Annotated in this window: 15 protein-coding genes; 6 read left to right on the top strand and 9 right to left on the bottom strand. The window is 58.2% G+C overall.

Annotation, left to right across the window (positions count from 1 at the left end; translation table 11 throughout):
• Positions 1–7 precede the first annotated feature (7 nt).
• On the top strand, positions 8–1,741 hold the full coding sequence (locus NTD85_RS27025) for a PTS fructose-like transporter subunit IIB (protein WP_262143693.1): 1,734 nt from the start codon (positions 8–10) through the stop codon (positions 1,739–1,741).
• Between the two features lie 171 nt (positions 1,742–1,912).
• Positions 1,913–3,454: an alkaline phosphatase D family protein gene (locus NTD85_RS27020; protein WP_262143692.1), complete on the top strand. Its 1,542-nt coding sequence runs from the start codon at positions 1,913–1,915 to the stop codon at positions 3,452–3,454.
• 16 nt (positions 3,455–3,470) lie between these two features.
• Here NTD85_RS27020 and NTD85_RS27015 read toward each other — a convergent pair whose 3' ends face one another.
• The 3 genes from NTD85_RS27015 to NTD85_RS27005 all read right to left on the bottom strand — a co-directional run bounded on the left by NTD85_RS27015 (position 3,471) and on the right by NTD85_RS27005 (position 9,341).
• Positions 3,471–3,872 (bottom strand): endonuclease domain-containing protein, encoded by a 402-nt coding sequence (locus NTD85_RS27015; protein ID WP_003221578.1) that lies wholly within the window; start codon positions 3,870–3,872, stop codon positions 3,471–3,473.
• 366 nt (positions 3,873–4,238) lie between these two features.
• On the bottom strand, positions 4,239–6,767 hold the full coding sequence (locus tag NTD85_RS27010; protein ID WP_262143728.1) for a sulfite reductase flavoprotein subunit alpha: 2,529 nt from the start codon (positions 6,765–6,767) through the stop codon (positions 4,239–4,241).
• 252 nt (positions 6,768–7,019) lie between these two features.
• Positions 7,020–9,341: a TonB-dependent receptor gene (locus NTD85_RS27005; protein ID WP_262143691.1), complete on the bottom strand. Its 2,322-nt coding sequence runs from the start codon at positions 9,339–9,341 to the stop codon at positions 7,020–7,022.
• Positions 9,342–9,548: 207 nt separating this feature from the next.
• Between NTD85_RS27005 and NTD85_RS27000 the strand changes: the two genes are divergently transcribed.
• Together NTD85_RS27000 and NTD85_RS26995 are read left to right on the top strand one after the other, a co-directional pair.
• On the top strand, positions 9,549–10,229 hold the full coding sequence (locus NTD85_RS27000; RefSeq protein ID WP_103486518.1) for a Fe2+-dependent dioxygenase: 681 nt from the start codon (positions 9,549–9,551) through the stop codon (positions 10,227–10,229).
• Positions 10,226–11,002 (top strand): tetratricopeptide repeat protein, encoded by a 777-nt coding sequence (locus NTD85_RS26995; protein WP_262143690.1) that lies wholly within the window; start codon positions 10,226–10,228, stop codon positions 11,000–11,002. Before NTD85_RS27000 ends, NTD85_RS26995 begins: the two co-directional genes overlap by 4 nt.
• Before the next feature lie 17 nt (positions 11,003–11,019).
• Here NTD85_RS26995 and NTD85_RS26990 read toward each other — a convergent pair whose 3' ends face one another.
• Both NTD85_RS26990 and NTD85_RS26985 read right to left on the bottom strand, forming a co-directional pair.
• Complete coding sequence (locus tag NTD85_RS26990) at positions 11,020–12,021, bottom strand: alpha-xenorhabdolysin family binary toxin subunit B (protein WP_262143689.1); 1,002 nt, start codon at positions 12,019–12,021, stop codon at positions 11,020–11,022.
• A 30-nt stretch (positions 12,022–12,051) separates the two neighbouring features.
• Positions 12,052–13,116 carry an alpha-xenorhabdolysin family binary toxin subunit A gene (locus NTD85_RS26985; RefSeq protein ID WP_262143688.1) on the bottom strand — a complete coding sequence of 355 codons (1,065 nt, stop codon included), beginning with the start codon at positions 13,114–13,116 and terminating at the stop codon, positions 12,052–12,054.
• A gap of 307 nt (positions 13,117–13,423) precedes the next feature.
• Here NTD85_RS26985 and NTD85_RS26980 point away from each other — a divergent pair, with 307 nt between their 5' ends.
• Both NTD85_RS26980 and NTD85_RS26975 read left to right on the top strand, forming a co-directional pair.
• A complete protein-coding gene (locus NTD85_RS26980; protein ID WP_262143687.1) occupies positions 13,424–15,640 on the top strand; it encodes an alpha-xenorhabdolysin family binary toxin subunit A in 2,217 nt (738 codons plus the stop codon).
• A 15-nt stretch (positions 15,641–15,655) separates the two neighbouring features.
• Positions 15,656–16,570, top strand: coding sequence for a hypothetical protein (locus NTD85_RS26975; protein ID WP_262143686.1), 915 nt, complete (start codon positions 15,656–15,658; stop codon positions 16,568–16,570).
• Between the two features lie 42 nt (positions 16,571–16,612).
• Here NTD85_RS26975 and NTD85_RS26970 read toward each other — a convergent pair whose 3' ends face one another.
• The 4 genes from NTD85_RS26970 to NTD85_RS26955 all read right to left on the bottom strand — a co-directional run bounded on the left by NTD85_RS26970 (position 16,613) and on the right by NTD85_RS26955 (position 21,142).
• Positions 16,613–17,776 carry a type III PLP-dependent enzyme gene (locus NTD85_RS26970; RefSeq protein WP_003221589.1) on the bottom strand — a complete coding sequence of 388 codons (1,164 nt, stop codon included), beginning with the start codon at positions 17,774–17,776 and terminating at the stop codon, positions 16,613–16,615.
• Positions 17,777–18,428: 652 nt separating this feature from the next.
• A complete protein-coding gene (locus tag NTD85_RS26965) occupies positions 18,429–19,586 on the bottom strand; it encodes a betaine/proline/choline family ABC transporter ATP-binding protein (protein ID WP_003221591.1) in 1,158 nt (385 codons plus the stop codon).
• Complete coding sequence (locus NTD85_RS26960) at positions 19,583–20,236, bottom strand: ABC transporter permease (protein ID WP_183784677.1); 654 nt, start codon at positions 20,234–20,236, stop codon at positions 19,583–19,585. Before NTD85_RS26960 ends, NTD85_RS26965 begins: the two co-directional genes overlap by 4 nt.
• Positions 20,237–20,248: 12 nt before the next feature.
• Positions 20,249–21,142 carry a glycine betaine ABC transporter substrate-binding protein gene (locus tag NTD85_RS26955; protein ID WP_262143685.1) on the bottom strand — a complete coding sequence of 298 codons (894 nt, stop codon included), beginning with the start codon at positions 21,140–21,142 and terminating at the stop codon, positions 20,249–20,251.
• Positions 21,143–21,150: the final 8 nt, after the last annotated feature.

Genomic DNA, 21,150 nt, shown 5'->3' with positions numbered 1-21,150 from the left:
GTTTGTCATGAAACTAGCCATTGTCACGGCCTGCCCGAACGGCATGGTCACCAGTGTGCTGTGCGCCCGCCTGCTCGATGCAGCGGCCCAGCGTCAGGGCTGGAGCACCAGCGTTGAAGTGGTCGATGCGGCGCACCCCGAGCGCGAATTGTCGGCCGCCACCATTGAAGCGGCGGAGTGGGTGTTGCTGGTGGTCACCGGTGACATCGACATGCGCCGTTTCGGCGGCAAGCGCGTGTTCCGCATCGCCCCGGCGCAAGCTCTGCAAGATGTCGAAGCGGTGCTGCGCCGTGGTGCGCAAGAGGCCGAAGTTTACCTCGCCAGCGATGCCGCACCGGTTGCCGCTGCGCCACGTGCGCCGCGCATCGTCGCCATCACCGCGTGCCCGACCGGCGTCGCCCACACCTTCATGGCGGCCGAAGCGTTGCAGCAAACGGCCAAGCGTCTGGGCTATGAATTGCACGTCGAAACCCAAGGCTCGGTCGGCGCGAAAACCCCGCTCAGCGCGACGGCGATTGCCGAGGCTGACGTGGTGTTGCTGGCGGCCGACATCGAAGTCGCCACCGAGCGTTTTGCCGGCAAGAAAATCTACCGCTGCGGCACCGGGATTGCTTTGAAGCAGTCCGAAGCGACCCTGAAAAAAGCCCTCGCCGAAGCGCAGGTGGAGAGCACTGCGAGCGACAGCAAGGCGCCGGCCAAGCAAGAGAAAACCGGGGTCTACAAACACCTGCTGACGGGCGTGTCGTTCATGCTGCCGATGGTGGTGGCCGGTGGTCTGATGATCGCCTTGTCGTTCGTCTTCGGCATCACCGCGTTCAAGGAAGAGGGCACGCTGGCGGCGGCGCTGATGCAGATCGGCGGCGAGACCGCGTTCAAGCTGATGGTGCCACTGCTCGCGGGGTACATCGCCTACTCGATCGCCGACCGCCCGGGCCTGGCGCCGGGGATGATCGGTGGCTTGCTTGCCAGTACGCTGGGTGCCGGCTTCATCGGCGGGATCGTCGCCGGTTTCATCGCCGGTTATGCGGCCAAGGCCATCAGTCGCTATGTCGCGTTGCCGCAAAGTCTTGAAGCGCTGAAACCGATTCTGATCATTCCGTTGTTCGCCAGCCTGTTCACCGGGCTGGTGATGATCTACGTTGTCGGTAAACCGGTTGCCGGCATGCTTGCGGCGCTGACGCATTTCCTCGACAGCATGGGCACCACCAACGCGATTTTGCTCGGGGTGTTGCTCGGCGGCATGATGTGCGTCGACCTCGGCGGACCGATCAACAAAGCCGCGTATGCGTTCTCGGTGGGGCTGCTGGCTTCGCAGAGTTATGCGCCGATGGCCGCGACCATGGCCGCCGGCATGGTGCCGCCAATCGGGCTGGGCATCGCCACCTTCATCGCCCGCCGCAAGTTCGCCCAGACCGAGCGCGAGGCCGGTAAAGCGGCGCTGGTGCTGGGGCTGTGCTTCATCTCCGAAGGGGCGATTCCGTTTGCCGCGAAAGACCCGCTGCGAGTGATTCCGGCAAGCATCGCCGGTGGTGCGTTGACTGGCGCGTTGTCGATGTACTTCGGCTGCAAACTGATGGCGCCGCACGGTGGCTTGTTTGTGCTGGCGATCCCGAATGCGATCAATCATGCGTTGCTGTATCTGCTGGCGATTGTCGCGGGGAGTCTGTTGACGGCGGTGGTTTACGCAACGGTCAAGCGTCCGGAAGCCGCGGAACTGGCGGTCGAGCCCGTCAACGCCTGACACTGCAACACCCCTGTGGGAGCGGGCTTGCTCGCGAAGGCGTCGTGTCAGTCGATATTTCTTTAACTGACACACCGCTTTCGCGAGCAGGCTCGCTCCCACAATGGTTAGTGTTGTCATGCCGGATTCATCATCGCGTGCTTAAGTTTTCCTTTTTTCAGGGAGAACAGCATGAGCGATTTCAACCTCGGGCGCCGTCGGGTCATGCAAGTGGTCGGCGCCGGGCTGCTGATGCCCGGGCTGGCGCCGGCAGTGATCGCGTCGGTCAAGGATCGGCCGCAACTCACCGACGGCGTGCAGTCCGGCGACCTGCAAGGCGACCGCGCGATGATCTGGAGCCGCAGCGACCGCCCGGCGCGGATGGTGGTCGAGTGGGACACTCGCAGCCAGTTTCGCCACCCGCGCCGTGTAGTCTCGGCACTGGCCGATGCGCGCACCGACTTCACCGCCCGTGTCGAACTCACCGGGCTGCCTGCCGATCAGGCGATTTTCTATCGGGTGTATTTCAAGGACGCACAAACTGGCGTCGCCAGCGAGCCGTGGCTCGGCCACCTGCGCAGCGCACCGACGGCGCGGCGCAATATTCGTTTTGTGTGGAGCGGTGACACCGTCGGCCAAGGCTTCGGCATCAACCCGGACATCGGCGGCATGCGCATCTACGAATCCATGCGTCTGCGCTTGCCGGACTTCTTTATCCACAGCGGCGACACCATCTACGCCGACGGCCCGGTGCCGGCGCAACTGACCACCGAAGGCGGGCGGATCTGGCGCAACCTCACCACCGAAGCCAAGAGCAAAGTCGCGCAGACCCTCGACGATTATCGCGGCAACTACCGCTACAACCTGATGGACGAAAACATCCGCCGCTTCAACGCCGAAGTCCCGCAGATCTGGCAGTGGGACGACCACGAAGTGGTCAATAATTGGTCGCCGGGCAAGCAGCTCGACGAGCGTTACCAAGAGAAAGATATCCACACCCTGGTCGGCCGCGCGCGCAAGGCCTGGCTGGAATATTCGCCGATGCGTTTGCAGGCGGCCGATGGCGGCGGACGGATCTATCGCAAGCTCAGCTACGGGCCGATGCTCGACGTGTTCGTGCTCGACATGCGCAGTTATCGCGGGGCCAACGACGACAACCTCGGCGCGGCCAAGCCGTTCCTCGGGCGCGAACAACTGGACTGGCTCAAGCGCGGCTTGAAGCACTCCAAGGCGCAGTGGAAGGTGATTGCCGCCGACATGCCGATCGGCCTCGGTGTGCCCGACGGTGAAGTCAGCCCGGGCGTGGCGCGCTGGGAGGCCGTGGCCAACGGTGATCCCGGCCCGGCTCAGGGGCGGGAGCTGGAAGTCGCTGAGTTGCTGGGTTTCCTGCGCGCGCAACAGGTACGCAATTTCGTGTTTCTGACCGCGGACGTGCATTACTGCGCGGCGCATCACTACCACCCTGACCGTGCGGCGTTTCAGGATTTCGAGCCGTTCTGGGAGTTTGTCGCCGGGCCGCTGAATGCCGGGAGCTTCGGGCCTAATCCGCTGGACAAGACCTTCGGCCCGGAAGTGGTATTCCAGAAGGCACCGCCGACGCAGAACGCTTCACCATTTGCCGGGTTTCAGTTCTTTGGCGAGGTGAATATCGAAGGGCAGAGCGGGGAGATGAGTGTGGTGTTGCGGGATTTGAATGGGGTGGCGGTGTTTGAGCAGAAATTGCAGCCAGTTTGAAGATCAAAAACAACCCTCACCCCGGCCCTCCCGAAATGTCGGACCGCTTGGAGGGTGAGGGTGTTTTTCGATTCGCGGCAATTCTTGTGATTTGCTCCAGTACATCATCCATCTGCTGCATTACTTCGAGATTACTGAATCGCACAACTTCAATGCCCTGACGTTCCAGGAAAAGCGTCCGACGTTGATCGTGGATCAAGCCCGCTATTTCATAGTGTTGACCCCCATCCAGCTCAATCGCCAGTTTCAGCTCTACGCAGTAAAAATCCAGGACATAGGGCGGACATGGAAACTGCCTGCGGAATTTCAGATTGGCGACTTGGCGTGAACGAAGTTTTTGCCAGAGTAATTGTTCGCAATCGGTTTGGCTGCTGCGTAACTGGCGGGCGAACTGAGCGAGAGTGAGGCGATTTTGCATGCTTCACGATCCTTGTGAAGTGGCTGGAAATCTCACTGTAGACGAGGACCCTCACCCCAGCCCTCTCCCGGAGGGAGAGGGAGCCTACGGAGTTGTATCGAGTTGTACATCGACCTGAAAGACCGAGTCGATTATGGATTCGGTGAATCACCTTCATAGCGGCGTAATTCGGCATCCCCAATCAGCCCCCCTCTTTTTCGGGGAGAGGGAGCCTACGGAGTTGTATCGAGTTGTACATCGACCTGAAAGACCGAGTCGATTATGGATTCGGTACATCACCTTCAGGTCGGCGTATTTATCCGGCATCCCCCAATCAGTTCCCTCTCCCTCCGGGAGAGGGTTAGGGTGAGGGGCTCTTTGGCTGAGTCAGTACACGTCGCGGCGGTAACGGCCCTGTTCGATCAGGCGTTCGACTTCGGCTGCCCCTAACACGTCGTTGAGCACTTGATCGACGCCGGAGGCCATACCCTGCAGGCTGCCGCAGATGTAGATCACCGCACCGTCAGCCAGCCACTTTTTCAGCTCGTCAGCGGATTCGCGCAGGCGATCCTGGACGTAAATCTTTTGCGCCTGATCCCGTGAAAACGCCAGGTCCAGGCGCGCCAGATCGCCATTGATCAGCCACTCTTCCAGCTCCGCCCGGCAGAGGAAATCATGCTCGCGATTGCGCTCGCCAAACAGCAGCCAGTGACGCTGCTGACCGTCGGCGATGCGTGCCTTGAGCAGGCTGCGCAACCCGGCGAGGCCGGTGCCGTTGCCCAGCAGAATCATCGGCACCGGTTCATTCGGCAGATGGAACCCGCTGTTGCGCCGCACGCGCAGGCTGATGGCGCCGCCTACCGGGGCGTGTTCGGTCAGCCAGCCGGAAGCGATGCCCAGGCTGCCATCGGCGTGTTGTTCCTGACGCACGATCAGTTCCAGCACACCGTCGGCGGCAATCGAGGCGATCGAGTATTCGCGCATCGCCAGCGGCACCATCGCATCCACCAGCGCCTGCGCATGCAGGCCGACCAGATGCGCACGATGTTCCGGCAACTGGCGGCTGGCGAGGGCGACTTCCAGCGGCTCTTCGAGGCCGTTGATCTTCACGGGTGTTTCGCCACGAATGCCGAGGCCGTCGAGGAAATGCTCGATCGCCCACGCACAGTTGCGCGGCAACACTTCCACCAGATCGCCGGCCAGCCAACTGCTGGTGCTCGGCGCCTTCAGGCCCAACAGGTACACCGGCGAGCCGCTGCTGTCCGGGTTCATCAGTTCGCGGCGCAGCAGTGTCCAGTTGTCGTAGCTCGGCGCTTGCCAGGTGTCGACCGGCGCTTGTCCGGTGATCAGGCCGAGTTGAGTCTGCCAGTGACGCAGGGCGTACGGATCGCCGTTGTCGACTTCGACCGGGGCGAACAGGGTCTTGCCGCCGTGCTCTCCCAACCACTGATGCAGGCGTCGGGCGAAGCCGCAGAAGTGCGCGTACTGACGGTCGCCGAGTCCCAGCACCGCGTAGTTGAGGCCGTCGAAGCTGGCGGCGTTGCGCAGCACTTTGCGCTCGAAACCGCGCGCGCTGTCCGGTGCTTCGCCGTCGCCGAAGGTGCTGACCACGAACAGCGCGTGGTTCGACTCGCGCAGATCCTCTGCGCTGACATTCGCCAGCGGCTGCACCTTCACCGGCAACCCGGCGGCTTGCAGTTGCCCGGCGGTCTGCCAGGCCAGTTGTTCGGCAAAACCACTTTGGCTGGCAAAACCGATCAGCCATCCAGGGGCATTGCCGGTCGGTTGTTCAAGACCTTTGCGCGCGTCCTGAATCTGCTTTTTCTTGCGTCGGCGATCCAGATACAGCAGCCAGCCAGTGATGAAAAACAACGGCATGCACACGGCGGCGAGGGTTACGATGATTCGTCCGACGAGGCCGAAATAGCTGCCGACGTGCAGCGCGTAAATGCTGGTCAACAGCTGCGCCTTGAAGCTCTTGTCGGCATAGCGATCGACGCGTTTGACCACGCCGGTGGCCGGGTCGAGGGTGATCTGGTTCAGCGCGCGATCATGCGGCGAGCTGTCGAGCAGATAGAACACGGTCGCCGGTTGCCCGGCCACTGGCGGCATGCGGATGTTGTAGGCCGACAAACCCGGGCCGGCGGCGCTGTAGATGCTGCTCCACATCGCCGCGTAATCGGCAGTCGGTGCCGGACCTTCCGGCGCCGGGCCGCGACCACCGCGCACGCGCTCGTTTTGCGGCGCATCGGAAAGCAGTTTGGTCAGGCCTTTGTTGTACCACTCGTAGGACCACGACAACCCGGTCAAGGCCAGCAGCAGATACACCAGCAAACACCAGGTGCCCGCGACCGAGTGCAGGTCCCAGTTGAAGCTGCGGCCCTTTTTCTTCCAGTCGAGGGTCAGCCACACGCGCCAGCTGTTCCACTGTCGCGGCCAGCGCAGATACAGCCCGGACAGGCAGAAGAACAACAGGATCAGGGTGCAGGCGCCGGTGATGTTGCGTCCAGTATCGCCCATGGCGAGGAAACGGTGCAGTTGCAGCATCAGGCCGAAGAAGTCCTGGCCAACCGCGTCGCCCATGAACTCGCCGGTGTAGGGATCGAAGTAGCGCATCTCGCCACGACGTTCGCCTTTGGGCGGAGTGAAGTAGACGCGCGCGGCGTTGCCGCTGTCGGTCTCGACCCAGAGCATCGAGACTTTCTTGCCGGAAGTCGCTTCGATGTGTTCCACCAGGTCGACTGGAGGCAGGACACCGGCGACTTGTTTTTCCACCTGCAACACCGACGGGTTCAGCGCCCGCAGGATTTCGTCCTGGAACGAATAGGCGGCACCGGTAATGCCCATCAGGGCCAGCACCAGCCCGGCAGTGATGCCGAAAAACCAGTGCAACTGGAACAGGGTTTTCTTCAACACGTCGCTCGCCTTGTCCGTTCGAAAAGTTGTCATCACGGCGCGCATTATGCCGTGGGTTGTCGAGAAGCGTTCTTCTTTACGCACAAAGGCCCCGTTCAATGGAATGAACGGGGCCATGATCTTGCGGCGCATACCTTTGCAGGAGTGAGCCTGCTCGCGATAGCGGTGGATCAGTCAATCCATTCGCTGGCAGACACGACCTCATCGCGAGCAGGCTCACTCCTACAGGTTCTCCCACATTTACAGCGTTGGTCAGAAGTGGAAGTTGGTGCTCAACAGTGCCGTACGGCCCGCCGCCTGATTGGCGAAGTGGGTCGAGAACGCTTTGTCGTAGTAGACCTCGTTGGTCAGGTTCTGCACGTTGAGTTGCAGGTCGACGTTCTTGCTCAGCTTGTAGGCAGCCATCGCGTCGTAACGTACGTAGGAATCGACCATCGTGGTGTTGGCCACGCTGCCGTACACGTCGTCGACGTAGAACGCGCCGCCACCGAGGGTCAGCTTCGGCGTGACCTGGTAAGTGGTCCACAGGCTGGCGCTGTTTTTCGGCGTGTTCGGCAACTCGTTACCATCGTTGGCCTTGCCCATCGGGCCGCCGTCGAGTTGTTCGCTGTCCATGAACGCGTAGCCGGCGAACACTTGCCACTTGTCTGTGATCTTGCCGCTGGCCGACAGCTCGATACCTTGCACACGGGTCTTGCCGGCGTTTTCGTACGAGGTGGTGTCGACTTGCACACGAGCGTTTTCTTTCTCGGTGCGGAAGATGTCAGCCGTCAGCGACAGGCGATCGTTCAACAGATCCCACTTGGTGCCGATTTCGTAGTTCTTGGTGGTTTCCGGCTCCATGTCGCTCTTGAGCAGGTTGCCATTGCGATCCGGGGTGCCGCCCAGCGGGTTGCCTTCCATACCCTCGCCCAACGTGTTGCCAGGTGGCGTCGCAGACGTGGCATAGGACGCGTAGATGCTACCGTTCGGAGCTGGCTTGTAGACCACGCCGAACTGACCGGTCACGAACTCGCTGGTGTCATCACCCTTGGAGGTGGTGGTGCCGGCGTTGGTGTAGGTTTTGTAGTCGGTGTAGAAGTGGTCGTAACGCAGTCCCATGTTCACCAGCCACTGTTCGGACAACTCCAGAGTGTCAAACGCGTACAGCGCATAGGTGTTGGCCTTGGTGTCGGTGCCGGCGTAGTTGCGCGAGATCGCGCCGTTCCACGGATCGCCCGGATTCGGGTTCGACAGCGAGGTGCAGTTGTAACCGCTCGAGGCGCCGATCATCGACGGGGTGCAGTTGGTGCTGGCGTTGCCCGGGCTGCGCGGTGTGGTGTCGGTGTTGACGTTGTACGAGGACTTCTGGGCTTCTTCGTAGGTGTACTCGACACCGGTGGAGAAGCTGTTCTTGAAACCGGCGATGTAGAAATTGCCGAACAGATCAGTCTGGTTGGTGGTGGTTTCGGTATTGCTGACGCGCGTGTTGGCACGGCGCCACACGGTGCCGTTGTTGACGTTGCCCTTGCTGTCGTCCGGCTGGGTCAGGATGTAATCCTGCATGCTGGTGCCGTGGCGCAGGGTGTTCTTGATGGTCAGCGAATCGCTCAGATCATGTTCGATGGCGAAGGTCGCGGTGTCGGTACGGCCCTTGCGGAAGTCGCGATCGTCCAGGCCATAGAAATTGCTGTGATCGCCACCGGCGTACGGTTTGTCCGGATTGGACTTGGTACGCGCCGCCGAGCCTGCAGCCGGAATGGTGTACGGAATGCCCGAATCCGGGGTGTCGTTGCTTTCGAGATGGTAGTAGTCGAGGTTGACGCGGGTGTCGGTGCCCAGGCCGAACGCCAGGGACGGGGCGATACCCCAGCGATCGTAATCGACGCTGTCGCGACCGGCGACGTTGCTCTCGTGGCTCATCAGGTTCAGACGGCCGGCAGCGGTGTCGCTGAACTGGTAGTTGCCATCCAGGGTGTAGCGCTGGGTCTGGTCGGAACCCCAGGTGAAGCCGCCGTCGAAGGAGTTGCCCAGGTGCGCTTTCTTGCTCACCAGGTTGATGCTGCCGCCAGCCGCGCCGCGACCGCCGATGGCGGAGTTCGGGCCCTTGCTGACTTCGATGTTTTCCACGGCGAAGATTTCGCGGCTCTGTGAACCGGTGTCGCGCACGCCGTCGAGATAGGTGTCGCCCTGAGCGTCGAAACCGCGAATGAACGGACGGTCGCCTTGCGGGTTGCCACCTTCACCGGCACCAAAGGTGATGCCCGGTACGGTGCGCAGCGCGTCCTGCATGTTCAGCGCGCCGGTGTCCTTCAGCACTTGTTGCGGGATCACAGTGACCGAGCGCGGGGTGTCGACCAGCGGTGCGGTGTACTTGGGCGAGGAGGCTTTTTCGACCTGGTAGGACGTCGGGTCCTGCGCTTCACCGGTGATGGCGGTAGCGTCCAGAGCGATGGCATTGCCGGAGGCTTTGCTGTCGGTCTTTTCGGCGGCAAATACCATGTGCCCAGCGGAGCCGGCAGTAATGGCGACACCAATTGCCGAAGCGAGCAGACGTGGTGAACTGACCGGCAATTGTGCGTGTTGACGTGACATTTTTATTCCCCTCCCCAAGGATTTGAGGCGGCGGAATATAGGGTAAACAGGTATTCGTATCAATTGCGAAATATTGTTATTCGCGACGAATTTACATTCTTTACAATTTGGCCTTACGGTTTTTGCCGATTCATTCGTCACACGGGTTTTACACGGTCAATAAGAATCAATACCATTGGCGCCCCTTTGCCATCAGGTACGTTCGTCATGTTGCTGCACATTCCCGGCCTGTTCGCCAAAGACGAAGTGCAGCGCATCCGCGAGGCGCTGGAGCAGGCTGACTGGGCCGATGGCAAGATCACCGCCGGTTATCAGTCGGCCAAGGCCAAGCACAATCTGCAACTGCCTGAAGGTCATCCACTGGCCAAGGAAGTCGGTGCGGCGATGCTCGAACGGCTGTGGAAAAACCCACTGTTCATGTCTGCCGCGCTGCCGCACAAAGTATTCCCGCCGTTACTCAACTGCTACACGGCGGGCGGCAGTTTCGATTTTCACATCGACAACGCTGTACGCCAGCCCAAGGGCAGCATCGAACGGGTGCGCACCGATCTGTCGGCCACACTGTTTTTCAGCGAGCCCGAGGACTACGACGGTGGCGAGCTGGAGATCCAGGACACCTTCGGCACCCAGCGGGTGAAACTGCCCGCCGGCGACATGGTGCTGTACCCCGGCACCAGCCTGCACAAGGTCAATGCCGTCACGCGCGGCACGCGTTATGCGTCGTTCTTCTGGACGCAAAGTCTGGTACGCGAAGACAGCCAGCGCGCCTTGCTGTTCGAGATGGACGGGGCGATCCAGCAGCTGACTCAAGACATGCCCGATCACCCGTCGCTGATCCGCCTCACCGGCACCTATCACAATCTGCTGCGGCGCTGGGTCGAGGTATGAGTTTTCAACTGCGGCGCGAGGAAGTGCTCGACGGTGCACAGCTCAGCGCCATGCTCGAAGAAAGTCCGGCCCGTGCCGCGCAGGCGATTCTGCTCGCGGCCGGTCAGGGCATTGTCGAAGCGCAGGCATTGCTCGGGCAGATCCTGCTCGACGGCCGTGGCATCGCTCAGGATCAACCGTTGGCGCTGCGCTGGTTTGCTATCGCTGCCGGCCAGGGGCATTTAATGGCGCGCAACATGCTCGGTCGCTGCCATGAACATGGCTGGGGCTGTGTGGCGGATGCTGCGGTTGCCGCGCAGCATTATCGAATGGCCGCGGATGCCGGCCTGGACTGGGCGATGTACAACCTGGCCAATCTGCTCGCGACCGGGCGTGGTGTGGCGGTGGATCATGCTCAGGCGCTGGCGCTGTATCAGCGCGCCGCCGAAGCCGGCCACGCCAAATCGATGAACCTGCTGGGACGTTATCTGGAAGAGGGCCAGGCCTGCCAGGCCGATCCGGCAGCAGCGCACGACTGGTATCGACGTTCGGCCGAGGCCGGGGATTTTCGTGGGCAGTTCAGTCATGCCGCGATCCTGGCGGAAGCAGGGCGCCTCGATGACGCATTGCAATGGCTTGAGAAAGCCCTGGTGATCGGCAACGTGAAATTCTTACAGGTCAGCAGCGAGTCGCTGCTGACCTCCGCGCATCCGCAGATGCGCGCCATGGGCGAGGCGTACCGTCAGCGTCTGTCGGTCCTCGCTGGCGGAGCGGCTGCCCTTCATCAGGCGTGAAAGGCAGGCGCGATCAATCAGCCACGCAACCAGCGTCCCTGCAGCGGATACAGATAATTGCGCAGGGCCTGACTGTGCTCGAGCACTCGCTCGCCGCGCAGCAGGATATTGTCGTTGGGCGAAGCAGTGACAGCACTGAGAAACGCTGACAGCGCTTCGGTCAATTTGCCGGTTTCGCTGACATAGGTTTGCCGGTGGGGCAGAACCTTCTGAGTGTCAGTCAGCTGACGGCTCTTGTCATCGTTGTCCCGCAGCTGTTTGGCCAGCGAGGCCACACGCTCCTCGCGCTGGTCGAGGCGCGTCTGCAGGATCTGTCGCGCTCTGAGCAGGTCCTTGTATTTGATCAACTCGTTGCCTTCGTCGAGAAACTTGGTGGCGACGAGCAGTCCAGCTTCCAACGCCAGGGCTTCGGGGCTTTTGGGCTTGCCGCTGAACATCGCCTTGAGTTGCTCGAACAGCGGTTTGATTCGGTCGATGACTGTCAGTTTTTCAAACTCCGCAATGGCCAGATTGAGAACCGCCTCATCGTCTTTCAATTGAGCCAGCGGGATTTTCTCGGCGGTGTATTCACGGTCCAGATCGACTTTGGCGGTGGCCAGTTCCTCGAGTCGGAAACGGTTGTTGCTGATGGCGATGCTCTGCACACCGAATACACCGTTGTGCAGTGACAAGTGCAGCGTGGTCATTTGATCGATACACAGCCTGATCAGTCCTGTAACAGCCTGCGAATAAAGCTTGCGTGCGTTTGCAGCCTGAGGGGTGGATTCAGCCTCGCCGAGGCTGGCCAGGGCCTGCAGGTTCTCGCTCAGTTCGTCTGTCTCCAGTGCAGAGATTGCCGTGGTGATGGCGTTGGCAGCCACGAGATCCAGATCGCTGACGGCGGTATTCAAGCTGAGCAATTCATCGCTCAGGGCTTTGATGTACAGATTGGCGGAGCCGATGATCGCCTGGTAACGAATCGCCTCGCGGCTTTCGTTAAGGCGGCCAAGATCGGGCAGGGCGTAAGCAATGGTTGTCATGGGGAATTATTCTCGCTTGGATGGATGGCGTTAGTCGAAGGCGCTGATAAGCAGGTTCGAGTTGTTCTGAACGGTTTTCCAGTTCTTGAGAACAACCTTGAAACTCGCGACAAAAGTTCTGAGGGTCAGGAATTCATGCATGCCCATTACTGTGTTTTGCGAGGCGTTGATGTACTGAGTAATTTCGCTCCACAGCTGCTCAAGTTGTGAGGTGCTATTGACGGCGCCCTCGACATAGATCGACATACTGCTCAAGCTCGACTGAAACTCCATGAGCGTGCCGGCAAGAATGTTTTTTTGCTTGACCTGCTCGGCCAGCAAATCTCGTTGCTCGATCAGCGGACGCAAGTGGATTGCCTGCTGCAGATTGACGTGCCGATACCAGGCGGGTCCGCCACCGGTGTAAACCACGATGGTGCCGAAGATGTAGTCGAAAAAATCAGCATTGGACTCTCTGGTCTTCTCGGCAATACGCTGCTCGGCAAGATCAATGGCGGCATTCAACTCGGTAAGCTGTCGGTTGATTTGCGCATCGCCGGCCAGTTTCAGTTTTTCGCCAATTCTGACGGCGACCTTGTCGTTGAGCTCCGCCTTGAAGTATTTCAGGCGCTCATTGACGTCCCGGCTGCTGAGCTTTTTGTCCTCGATCGACCGTGCAATGAACGCCAGTGATTCCTGGATGGAACCGAATCGGTTCTTTTCTTCCCGACCGATTTCCAGCGGCGGCAGACTGTTTATCTCTTCTTCACTCAGCGAGTTGATAGTGCCAATGAAGTTGATGTAGCCCGGCATGGTCACGATCGCGTCGATAATGTCCTGACCGAAACTTTCCAGGTCTTCCGAGAAGGTAGCGAGGCTACCGGCCACGCGCCGCATCGAATATTCGATATCTGTCCAGGAATTGGCATTGTTAATCATCGTGTGATTGAGTTCGACAATGTCGGTTAACTCCAGACCGATGATGCCGGTGCGTTTTGTTTTCAATTGCCTTTCGACATCTTCGATATCGCGCGGCAATGCCTTGGCGGCGGAAATGTAGTTTTTTATTTTTCGAATGTCATCTTTGGTGATGAGCGGTTTTGAGATGGGTTGCACTTTCAATTCCTTTGAAGTGTTGTTTGAGTCCTTAGGTTAAATCTGGATTCGCTGTTGAGTACATGTATTGATTGTGACTTGTTGTTGGTTATGATTTGTCGTTTTTTGTAATTTTTTGCATGGGTGGCTGGTTGTCTGTCGCAAGACGATGTTTGTGTATTTAATTTTAATATTTGATTGGTTGCATGCGCTGGTTTTGTCGATCTAAGTTGAGGGGTGGCGTTGATTTGATTGCGCTCCGGATGAGCGCGCCAACGCTGTAAGTGAATAATCAATATTAATATCCGAAGAAGACAAGGAGTCTCCGATGGAACAGAATTTAAATGACAAGATGGTTGAGGCCGCCGCAAAAGCCCCATTGCTTTTTGTGAACGCTTCGTTGGGTGAGGGCGAAGAATACAACCGGGACACCGGTCTTCATGTGACCAAGGAGCAAATAAACAATTTGAGGAGGTATGAGGCGCTAGGTTTGTCCCTGCCGATTCAATTGGACGACGTCATTGCCTATCTTAACTATGGCTCCGGTGATGACGGTGGTGTGGGACGCACTGCTCGGGATTTTTTGCGAACTTTTACCACGACCTATCAGCATGCGCGACGCTGGTCGCCTCTGCGCGAGAAAATAATGCTGACGGGAAATGATCTGAAGATATTTGCTGGCAGCATCATCGGAACGGGTGATGCCATTGTTGAAGTGTATAACGATCTGAGGGCTTCTAAATATCTGGAAGAGCATGATATTACTACTGTTGAACAATATCTGAAGCTTCAACGGCAAATGCCAGGGCTACCAGATCTCGATCTTGCCCCTGGTGATATCGCCGATATTCGAAGTTATCTGAATAGCTTGCTGTCGACAATCAAACTTTGTCATCAAAAAGCCGAAGAGGTACGCGGGGAACTGGACCGTTTCGGCACCGATATGCGGGCGTCTGTTCTGCCGGAAATCAAGCTGCGACTGGAGTTCGTTTCCAGGAATACGTACGCGTCCGATATCAAAGAGTTGCAAGGTCAAATGGATCAACGTTCCGCTGAGATTGATGAGCTGAACAAACAATATGAAAAGTTGGTTCAAGATGCGATCAGAGATGCGGCGGGTCTTAACATTGGTGGACTGGTCATGGCTATCTATCAGGGTGTCAAAGCTGAAAAAATACGCCGTGAACGTAATGCGTTGAAGCAACTGCAGCAGGCCGATAATCAAAAAATGGCTAGCAAGAACCAGACGCTGAGTTCGCTGAATAAAGTTCGTGATGATCTGCAAAACCTTAGTTACGTTGCGATCGAGGCCGATGTAGCAACGCAAAACCTCATGCTGGTTTGGAACGCGCTCGGTGATTATGTCATTGCCTCAATTAATAAAGTCAATGAAATCGACGAGTCCGTGACGTTGCGCGCTTTCAAGAATCAGATAGTTCAAATCATCGCTCCGTGGGAGCAAATACAATCCAAGGCCGATCAGTTGTTGGAGGTGTTTGCGGAAGCCGATAAAGAATACCAAAACAATAATGTCGCGATTCGGAGTAGGGCTGCAATGCAAAATTTTTCGATCAATGCTGTAGAACCAGCGTTCAATATGCAAAAACTGCGCGAACACAATGCGTCCGTGCAGCAACTGAACACTACTGCGCAAATGCTCTTTGAGCAATTCGATTACATGCCCGGCACTGTCGGGGCCATGAACGGTGTGGCACTGGCGTTGAACAAGGCAACTTTTGAATTGCGCGACAAGGCGCAGAGACTAAGCATCAGTCTGGTGCTGTCCGAGAGGAATTTAAAATCCTATCAGGAAGAATTGAGTTCACCCGAGGATGCGGAAGAGGTGCGCGAGGACATGGAGGTGGAACTGAAAGATATTTTCGCTAAAGTCTCTGCGCAAACTCGAGATTTGAAAAGTATCCACAAGAGTATTGGCGCAGTCTATGACCGCAAGGCGTCGGCGGAGTGGATCGTCAAGCTGGAAGAAGAGCGTGTCAGTAACGAGGAACTCAAGACCCAATCCGAAGAGAAGATTGCAGCCTTCACTGCTGAGATAAAGTCTATTTCCGATGCGATTGATCTGATCACCAAGGCGGGTATCGAAAAAATTGGCCAGGAAGCCCAGTTATCGCTTGAAAATCTGAAGGCGTTGGGTCTGGCGCCTCCGCAAGTTCAAATCGCCATGTTAGCTATTGATACCCTGAAAAAATTGATTTCTGGTATTGGTGAGGCGATTTCTTATCTCAACATGCTGGCTGCGTACCGTCGACTCAGCGACAAAGCAGCTGAAATGCGCGCTCAGTTGCGCAGGCACCTCAACGATGGCACTCGGATTGTTGGGCGTATCGAACTGGTCACTACGCTGGACGAGCAGGACGACGAACGTTCGAAGTACGCCAATGAGTTTGCCAGCCTGATCAACTACTTTGATCTGCTCTCTACTGAGTTTACCCAGGACACTTCGGTGCCGGTGGACGGCCGGGCAGACTCTGCAATTGCCCGGATTGCCGAAGCCGTTAACGTTCTGAAATCCATTTCCCAATAACAAGGAGGTGAGGAAGTGGGCGATCGCTCGCCCACTTCCTGCACAGGAAATATGAATTCAGTGAGTTATGAGTTTTCGGCGCCGCAGCGCGAGGTGCTGAATCGCTATATCCGTTGGCTGGGTCTGTTGATACCGACCTACGACAGCACGCCAGTTGTATTTGAGGCGCGACGAAAAAGTGGCCATCAACGCGCAGAACTGTCCTGGGATACGCGCCTGAACCGCGTTAACTTTTATGAACAATATCTACAAGAGAGCTGGGAGCGAATTAGAGACTTGCGGAGTTTGACCAGTCGGTATTTGAGTGACCTGGATACGTTTGGACGTGAATCTTTGGAAATAACACAGAGAACATCGAAACGCGCACCTGTCAGTCAGGTTGACGTAACAAGTTACAGTCTGTATCGCTCGACGGACTGGGGACGGTCTCCACCGACCAGCCCCAGAGGATTGGTTCACCAGTTGGGTAATTGTTTCTGGAGCTTGAGCGGAGTAATCAATCCGATTGAGGGCCAGATTGACATGCTGGGCGAGGCATCATTTGGATTGAACGCGGCATTTATCAAGATAATGGGTTGGCAGTCGTGTGCCTGTCATCCACAACCGACTGTCGCGCAAGAGTTGTTCAGGAATTCTGCGACAACGCCTCCCTGGGACATTGCTTACTCTTCTTCAGACCCCACGATCAGGGCTGCCGAGTTTCAGGCCGATATCGCTAAACTCTTCAATGAGTTCGTACCGCTGAATATTCAGATGGGCGTGTTCCTCAGAAACGTATCTGAGCGTGCGAGAGGCTTGGGCACTGCCCTCACACAAACCGAAAATATGACCACCATGGGGCTGCTGAATTTCAAGATCGAATCGGCTCTGGAGGGCGCTGATGAGATTTTGCAGATGTTGACGCACTTCGAAAACTGGCTGAAAAAATAAAAAAGGCCCATTCAATGGGCCTTTTTTACTCTGAGGTGTCGGTTACACGTAGAACGATTTCAGCGGCGGGAAGCCATTGAATTCGACGGCGCTGTAGCTGGTGGTGTACGCACCGGTCGACAGCCAGTACAGGCGATCACCGATGGCCAGGTTCAGCGGCAGACCGTACTTGTAGTTTTCGTACATGATGTCGGCGCTGTCGCAGGTTGGGCCGGCGATGACCACTTCTTCCATCTCGCCTTTCTTCTCGGTCCAGATCGGGAACTTGATCGCTTCATCCATGGTTTCGATAAGGCCGGAGAACTTGCCCACATCGGTATACACCCAGCGCTCGACGGCGGTGCGGGATTTACGCGCAACCAGTACCACTTCGCTGACCAGAATACCGGCGTTGGCAATCAGCGAACGGCCCGGTTCCAGAATGATTTCCGGCAGATCGTCACCGAAGTCTTCCTTGAGGAAGCGGATGATTTCTTCGGCGTAGGTTTCCAGGCTATTGGTGCGGGTGATGTAGTTGGCCGGGAAGCCGCCGCCCATGTTGATCAGCTTCAGATGAATGCCGTCTTCTTCTTTCAGGCGCTCGAAGATCACTTTGACCTTGGCGATGGCCGCGTCCCAGACGCTGATATCACGCTGCTGCGAGCCCACGTGGAACGAGATGCCGTAAGGCACCAGGCCCAGGTCACGGGCGAGGATCAGCAGGTCCATGGCCATGTCGGTCTGGCAGCCGAACTTGCGCGACAGTGGCCAGTCAGCGGTGGTCGAGCCTTCGGTGAGGATGCGCACATAGACTTTCGAACCCGGCGCGGCCTTGGCGATGTTGCGCAGGTCGGCTTCGGAGTCGGTGGCGTACAGGCGCACGCCCTTCTCGAAGAAGTAGCGGATGTCCTTGGATTTCTTGATGGTGTTGCCGTAGCTGATCTGGTCCGGGCTGACGCCACGGCTCAGCACTTTGTCCAGCTCATAGATGGAGGCGATGTCGAAGCTCGAGCCTTTCTCTTTGAGCAGGTCGATGATCTCGACGGCCGGGTTGGCCTTGACCGCGTAGTAGACCTTGGCGAATTCGAAACCGGCGCGCAGGTCATCGTAGGCCTGGCTGATCATCGCGGTGTCGATCACCACGAACGGGGTTTCCTGTTTGTCGGCGAACGCCTTCATTTTCTGAAAGGTTTCGCGCGCGAAATAGTCTTCGACCTGGATCGACATGCTGGAAGCTCCTACTGGCAAACGTTAGTAATCAATGGGTGCAAATGAACGCCCTCCGTATCCCCACTTTGGTTCGCCTACTTCCCAAGGCATGTCGCCGAAAGCAAAAAGGCCACGGGCGTAACTGCCCTTGGCCTTGCTGTCTCGTCGTCAGTACTTGAGCCGGATGGATCGTTTCCAGCATGGACGTTCGGCGCGAACTTTAGGGCGTGAGGGGCCTGAGATCAACTAAAAATGTCGCGTTTTTGCACGCTTCTGACGTACGTCGCGGATATCACTCTTTGTAGCCGACCGAGATGACGGACAGATGTTCCCCGAGAATTTTCATGTGTTAAAAATACCTGCACGTTCGCCGCTTTTGTCGGCTAAGTCGTGGGTAAGTGCGATAGGCGCAACATCGGCGACGTTGGCGGCGAGAGGGCGGGTTGAGAGGGATTTTGATCGGTGTGACGGAAGGTTTTGCAGTACCAGAACCCACCTCGGTGTTGATATTTTTTTCCAGCCTTTGCAAACACAGAAAAACCTGTGGCGAGGGAGCTTGCTCCCGCTGGACTGCGAAGCAGTCCCCGCTTTATTTAAAAGAGGGGCCGCTGCGCGACCCAGCGGGAGCAAGCTCCCTCGCCACAGGTTAGATGTGCGACCTTTTAATCGATCAGGCGACCACGGCCTCAGCCGGCGAGACGATATTGGTCTTCATCCCGCGGGAACGCCCCGAGCTCAGGTAAGCCGCAATCGACTCCTGCGTCACCTCTCCCAGGAACACCCGCTCGGCATCCATCACCGGCAGCCACGAACGGTTGAACTCGTACATGCGCGACAGCAGGATGCGCAGATGCTCGTCGTACGCCGCGGTGGCGTTGAACTCGCGCAGATACTGCGCGCAGGTGCCGGTCTGGCGGTGCAGGTCGCGACGACGGACGTAACCCAGCGCCTTGTTCTCGGCACAGGTGACCACCACGTAGCGGCGGTCATGCTCGTCCATCAATTCCAGCGCATCGGCCACCGGGGTTTCCGGACTGACCGATGGCGCGTTGTCGGCTGCGTCTTCAGCCTTCACCAGCAGCAGACGCTTGAGGGTGCTGTCCTGGCCAACGAAGTTGCTGACAAAGTCGTCCGCCGGGTGCGCCAGCAGGGTGTCCGGGTGATCGATCTGCAGCAGTTTGCCGGCGCGGAAAATCGCGATCTTGTCGCCGAGTTTGATCGCTTCGTCGATGTCGTGGCTGACCATGATCACGGTCTTGTTCAGTGCCCGCTGCATCTCGAAAAACTCGTTCTGGATCATCTCGCGGTTGATCGGGTCGACCGCACCGAACGGCTCGTCCATCAGCAACAGCGGCGCATCAGCGGCCAATGCGCGGATCACACCGATGCGCTGTTGCTGGCCACCGGACAGTTCACGCGGATAGCGGTGCAGATACTGTTTGGGTTCCAGTTTGATCATGCTCATCAGTTCGCGGGCGCGGTCGTGGCATTTCTGTTTGTCCCAGCCGAGCAGTTTCGGCACCACGACGATGTTCTCTTCGATGGTCATGTTGGGGAACAGGCCGATCTGCTGGATCACGTAGCCGATGTTGCGGCGCAGGGTCACTTCGTCGAGGTCGGTGGTGTCTTCACCGTTGATCAGGATCTTGCCCGAGGTCGGCTTGATCAGGCGGTTGATCATTTTTAGCGTGGTGCTTTTGCCGCAACCCGATGGCCCGAGGAACACACAGATTTCGCCTTCATTGACGGTCAGGCTCACCGAGTCCACGGCTTTGACATCTTTGCCGTTGCTCTGGAAGGTCTTGCTGAGGTTTTGAAGTTCGATCATTTGAGGAGTCCTTTTGGAGTCAGCGTACGTTGCAGCCACTGCAGGAGAAGGTCGGCGAAGATCGCCAGAAGACTGACCAGCAGCGCGCCGACGATCAGCATCGACATGTCGCTGCGGCTGATGGAGGCGAGGATCAGCACACCGAGGCCACCGGCGCCGATGGTCGCGGCGATGGTCATCACACCGATGTTCATCACCACCGCGGTGCGCACCCCGGCGAGGATCACTGGCACCGCAATCGGCAGCTCGACCATGCGCAGGCGCTGGCCGAAGGTCATGCCGATACCGCGTGCGGCTTCACGGATGCCCGGCTCGACGCCCGTCAGGGCGAGGTAGGTGTTGCGCATGATCGGCAGCAGTGAATAAAGGAACACCGCGGTGATCGCCGGCATCGGCCCAAGGCCCTGGCCGAACTTGGAGTAGAACGGCAGCAGCAGACCGAACAGCGCAATCGACGGCACGGTCAGCAGCACTGTGGCGCTGGCCTGCAAGGGACCGGCGAGGCTGGGGAAGCGCGTCATCAGAATGCCCAGCGGCACCCCGATGAGGATCGCCAGACTGACGGCGATGCCGACCAAGGTGATGTGCTGCCAGGTCAGGTGCATCACCTGCTGCCAGTCGAGGTGGGAAAAGGCGTTCAGAAATTCCATGACTTTTCCTCCTTAATTGAGTGGGTGCTGGCGCAGAAAGTCGGCGGCCACTTTCGATGGGCTTTCGTGATCGACGTCGACCCGCGCGTTGAGCTGGCGCATGGTTTCGTCATCGAACAGTTCTGCCAGCGGCTTGAGTTGCTCGGCCAGTTGCGGGTGCGCATCGAGGTAGGCCTGACGCACCACTGGCGCGGCGGTGTAGTCGGGGAAGTAGTGCTTGTCGTCTTCCAGCAACTTCAGGCCGAAGGCATTCAGGCGGCCGTCGGTGGTGTAGACCAGACCGGCAAACACCTGGCCGTTGCGCAGCGCGGTGTAGACCAGTCCCGCGTCCATCTGGCGGATGTTGTTGCGGGTGAGGTTCATGTCGTAGAGCTTGACCATGCCGTCGAGACCGTCGGAGCGGTTGGCGAACTCGGTGTCCAGCGCCACCAGATGATTAGTCTTGGCTTCATCGCGCAGTACCTTGTTCAGGTCACTGATGGTGTTGATCTGCGGATATTGCTCGGCGACTTTTTTCGGCAAGGCGAGGGCGTAGGTGTTGCTGAATTTCGACGGGGTCAGCCAGACCAGGCCTTTTTTCGCGTCGAGTTCTTTGACCCGGGCGTAGGACTGTTCGCTGTCGAGTTTTTCGGTGACATGGTTGTAGGCCACCAGCGACACGCCGGTGTATTCCCAGAGCATGTCCAGTTGCCCGCTTTCGTGAGCGCTGCGGGCGAGGTTGCTGCCCAGACCGCCGGTGATCTGCGCGTCGTAACCTTTGCTGCGCAGGTATTGCGCGGTGATTTCCGCGAGCAGGGTCTGCTCGGTGAACACCCGGGCGCCGAGGCGAATCACCGGTTTTTCGGCGGCTTGGGCCAATCCTGCAAGCAGCAGGAGGCAGCTCAAGATCAAGCTAAATCGTTTCATAAATATTC

Source organism: Pseudomonas sp. 13B_3.2_Bac1 (assembly GCF_025466205.1).
Taxonomy (GTDB): Bacteria; Pseudomonadota; Gammaproteobacteria; order Pseudomonadales; family Pseudomonadaceae; genus Aquipseudomonas; species Aquipseudomonas fluorescens_H.
Note: the sequence above shows the minus strand (reverse complement) of the source record. Positions and strands in the feature narration are given on the sequence as shown.

What these genes read in the sequence shown, in the direction of transcription:
- NTD85_RS27005 (WP_262143691.1), bottom strand. Translation starts at nt 9,341, where the DNA reads ATGTCACGTCAACACGCACAATTGCCGGTCAGTTCACCACGTCTGCTC.
- NTD85_RS26965 (WP_003221591.1), bottom strand. Translation starts at nt 19,586, where the DNA reads ATGATCGAACTTCAAAACCTCAGCAAGACCTTCCAGAGCAACGGCAAA.
- NTD85_RS27000 (WP_103486518.1), top strand. Translation starts at nt 9,549, where the DNA reads ATGTTGCTGCACATTCCCGGCCTGTTCGCCAAAGACGAAGTGCAGCGC.
- NTD85_RS26955 (WP_262143685.1), bottom strand. Translation starts at nt 21,142, where the DNA reads ATGAAACGATTTAGCTTGATCTTGAGCTGCCTCCTGCTGCTTGCAGGA.
- NTD85_RS26995 (WP_262143690.1), top strand. Translation starts at nt 10,226, where the DNA reads ATGAGTTTTCAACTGCGGCGCGAGGAAGTGCTCGACGGTGCACAGCTC.
- NTD85_RS26980 (WP_262143687.1), top strand. Translation starts at nt 13,424, where the DNA reads ATGGAACAGAATTTAAATGACAAGATGGTTGAGGCCGCCGCAAAAGCC.
- NTD85_RS27015 (WP_003221578.1), bottom strand. Translation starts at nt 3,872, where the DNA reads ATGCAAAATCGCCTCACTCTCGCTCAGTTCGCCCGCCAGTTACGCAGC.
- NTD85_RS26960 (WP_183784677.1), bottom strand. Translation starts at nt 20,236, where the DNA reads ATGGAATTTCTGAACGCCTTTTCCCACCTCGACTGGCAGCAGGTGATG.
- NTD85_RS26970 (WP_003221589.1), bottom strand. Translation starts at nt 17,776, where the DNA reads ATGTCGATCCAGGTCGAAGACTATTTCGCGCGCGAAACCTTTCAGAAA.
- NTD85_RS27025 (WP_262143693.1), top strand. Translation starts at nt 8, where the DNA reads ATGAAACTAGCCATTGTCACGGCCTGCCCGAACGGCATGGTCACCAGT.
- NTD85_RS27020 (WP_262143692.1), top strand. Translation starts at nt 1,913, where the DNA reads ATGAGCGATTTCAACCTCGGGCGCCGTCGGGTCATGCAAGTGGTCGGC.
- NTD85_RS26990 (WP_262143689.1), bottom strand. Translation starts at nt 12,021, where the DNA reads ATGACAACCATTGCTTACGCCCTGCCCGATCTTGGCCGCCTTAACGAA.